3 protein-coding genes are annotated in these 2535 nt (G+C 66.2%); 2 read left to right on the plus strand and 1 reads right to left on the minus strand.

The window, feature by feature from the left end:
• On the minus strand, positions 1-243 hold a 243-nt coding region (locus FJ251_15410), incomplete at its 3' end, for a hypothetical protein (GenBank protein ID MBM4119090.1).
• 129 nt (positions 244-372) lie between these two features.
• On the opposite strand from FJ251_15410, the gene xth reads away from it, so the two are divergent.
• Together xth and FJ251_15420 are read left to right on the plus strand one after the other, a co-directional pair.
• Positions 373-1146 (plus strand): exodeoxyribonuclease III, encoded by a 774-nt coding sequence (gene xth / locus FJ251_15415; GenBank protein ID MBM4119091.1) that lies wholly within the window; start codon positions 373-375, stop codon positions 1144-1146.
• 259 nt (positions 1147-1405) lie between these two features.
• On the plus strand, positions 1406-2251 hold the full coding sequence (locus tag FJ251_15420) for a site-specific DNA-methyltransferase (protein MBM4119092.1): 846 nt from the start codon (positions 1406-1408) through the stop codon (positions 2249-2251).
• Positions 2252-2535: the final 284 nt, after the last annotated feature.

A 2535-nucleotide genomic window follows, 5' to 3' on the forward strand; every position in this document is an offset into this window, starting at 1 on the left:
CTCGGCGCAGTCGGACAACGGCAGCCAGGCGAGGATCCAGCGCGCCGCCTCGTCCTCGAGGCTGCCGGCCGGGAGCGTCTCGAGCCAGGCGGCGATGCGCGGGCCGTCGAGATGGCGGGCCAGCGTGGCCTCGACGCGCGCAGCTAGCGAGTCAGCGGCGGCGCGGCGCGAGCCCGCGAGCGCAGGTGCGGCGAGCAGTGCGAGCAGGCCGAGGGCGGCGGCGATGCGGCGAACGGCGGGCATGGCGACCTCGCGAGGCTGAAGACGCCGGGCAGTCTGCGCCCGCCGCCGGAGCCGGGCAAGGGCTTTCCCGCCGCGCTTGTCCCGGCGCGGGCCGCTCTGCTAGGGTGCGGCGAGGCCAAGGAGGCGAGGGTGAAGATCGCGAGCTGGAACGTCAACGGCATCCGCGCCGTGCAGCGCAAGGGCGCGCTGGACTGGATCTGGAGCTCGGACCTCGATGCCCTCTGCGTGCAGGAGACCAAGGCGCACCCCGATCAACTCGAGCCCGCGCTCACGGCGCCGCCGGGCTGGCGTTCGCGGTGGGTGGCCGCCGAGAAGAAGGGCTACAGCGGGGTGGCCACCTTCGTGCGCGAGGGGCTGGCCGTAGCCGGCGAGCGCGCGGGCTTCGGGGTCAAGCGCTTCGATGGCGAGGGGCGCACGCTGGTCACGGACTTCGGGGCCTTTGTCCTCTACAACGTCTACTTCCCCAACGGCAAGGCCAGCGAGGAGCGCCTGGCCTACAAGCTGGGCTTCTACGCCGCCTTCCGCAGGCACGCGAACGCGCAGGTGAAGGCCGGCCGCCGCGTGGTGATCTGCGGGGACGTCAACACGGCGCACCGGCCCATCGACCTCGCGCGCCCGGAGGAGAACGAGACCGTCAGCGGCTTCCTGCCGGAGGAGCGCGCCTGGCTCGACGCCTTCACCAGGGACGGCTGGGTGGACACCTACCGCGCTCTGCACGGCGACAGGCCGGACGTCTACACCTGGTGGAGCCAGCGCTCGGGCGCGCGCCTGCGCAACATCGGCTGGCGCATCGACTACTTCTTCGTGGACGCGGCCCTGCGCCCCGCCCTGCGCGAGGCCTGGATCCGCCCGGAGATCATGGGCTCGGATCACTGCCCGCTGGGGATCGAGATTTTGCTGTAATTGGGGGCGTATTCGTGCGAGGTTTCGGCACTCCAGCCCCCCCCCCCCGTACCCACGAGGGCACTGCCACGGTAGCTGAATGAAGGAAGCACAAGTTCCCACTCGCGTCACAGCTCCCAGTCGGGCGCGGACGAAGGTCCTTGCAGATGATCGTGCGTCTATCCTTGCACGACTTGCCAGGCAAGCGCTTGGGGAAGATCCTGTTGGGTTCGCCGATTCCCAGTCCGCCATTCCTGCGCTTGCACGCGACCGCCAGCGAATGGCGCGCATCGATCGCGTCCTGAGCCAAGTTCCAACCGGACACCTTCTAAGAGCCGGCGATGCGCGAGACCTGCGTTGGATTCCTGACGCGAGCGTACACCTTGTTCTTACCTCTCCACCCTACTGGACGCTGAAGCGGTACAACGCTGTCCATGGGCAGCTCGGGCATGTTGAGAGCTACGATGCCTTCATCGCGCAACTGACCAAGGTTTGGAGCGAGTGCCTGCGCGTCCTCGTTCCGGGCGGGCGGCTGATCATTGTCGTCGGCGATGTCTGTCTCTCTAGACGGCGCTTCGGCAGGCACTTGGTCATGCCCCTGCATTCGACCATCCAGGAAAGCTGTCGTGTACTTGGCTTTGATAACTTGGCACCCATCATTTGGTACAAGATCGCGAATGCGAAGTACGAAGCAGGAAGCATCGGCGGCTTCCTAGGCAAGCCCTATGAGCCGAATGCAGTCGTCAAGAACGATGTCGAATTCATCCTTATGCAGAGGAAGCCGGGCGCGTACAGAACCCCGACCGCGGCAATGCGGGTCTTGAGTACGATCGCGAGTGCGGATCACAGCGAGTGGTTTCAGCAGGTTTGGCAGCTCGCCGGAGCCTCGACGCGAACTCACCCCGCTCCCTTCCCGCTTTCAGTTGCGGAGCGATTGGTTCGGATGTTCAGCTTCGTTGGTGATACCGTCCTCGATCCTTTCGTCGGCACGGGCACGACCTGCCTCGCCGCAGCTCGCTCGGCTCGGGACAGCATTGGGGTTGAAATAGATCCTGCGTACTTGGAGCAATCCGTGGCGCGGCTGAAGCTAGCGCTCGACGCCTTGGAGGGAGCAGCTCTCCGCTAGTCACCCAGAAGGGGGTGGGCGGTGCCTCTGCCCGAGTCGTTCATAGAGTTCCTGACAGCCGATGGCTATCATCCCCGTTCATCCAGGCACTCCAACTTCCTCTGTGAGGAGGTTGTCCGGGGGCTTCTGGCTGCTTCGCGTCGTATGGCCGATCTCGCGGAAGCAGGTAAGCTCGTGTATGCGCTGAACTTCACGCTCAGGTCAGGGACTGCAGACTGGAACGTCGATCTTGTTCTCGGCACGCCGCCGGCGGGGCTCCACGCACCCTCACCGGGCTTGCCCCC

This window comes from bacterium (genome assembly GCA_016873475.1).
Classification (GTDB): Bacteria; Krumholzibacteriota; Krumholzibacteriia; order JACNKJ01; family JACNKJ01; genus VGXI01.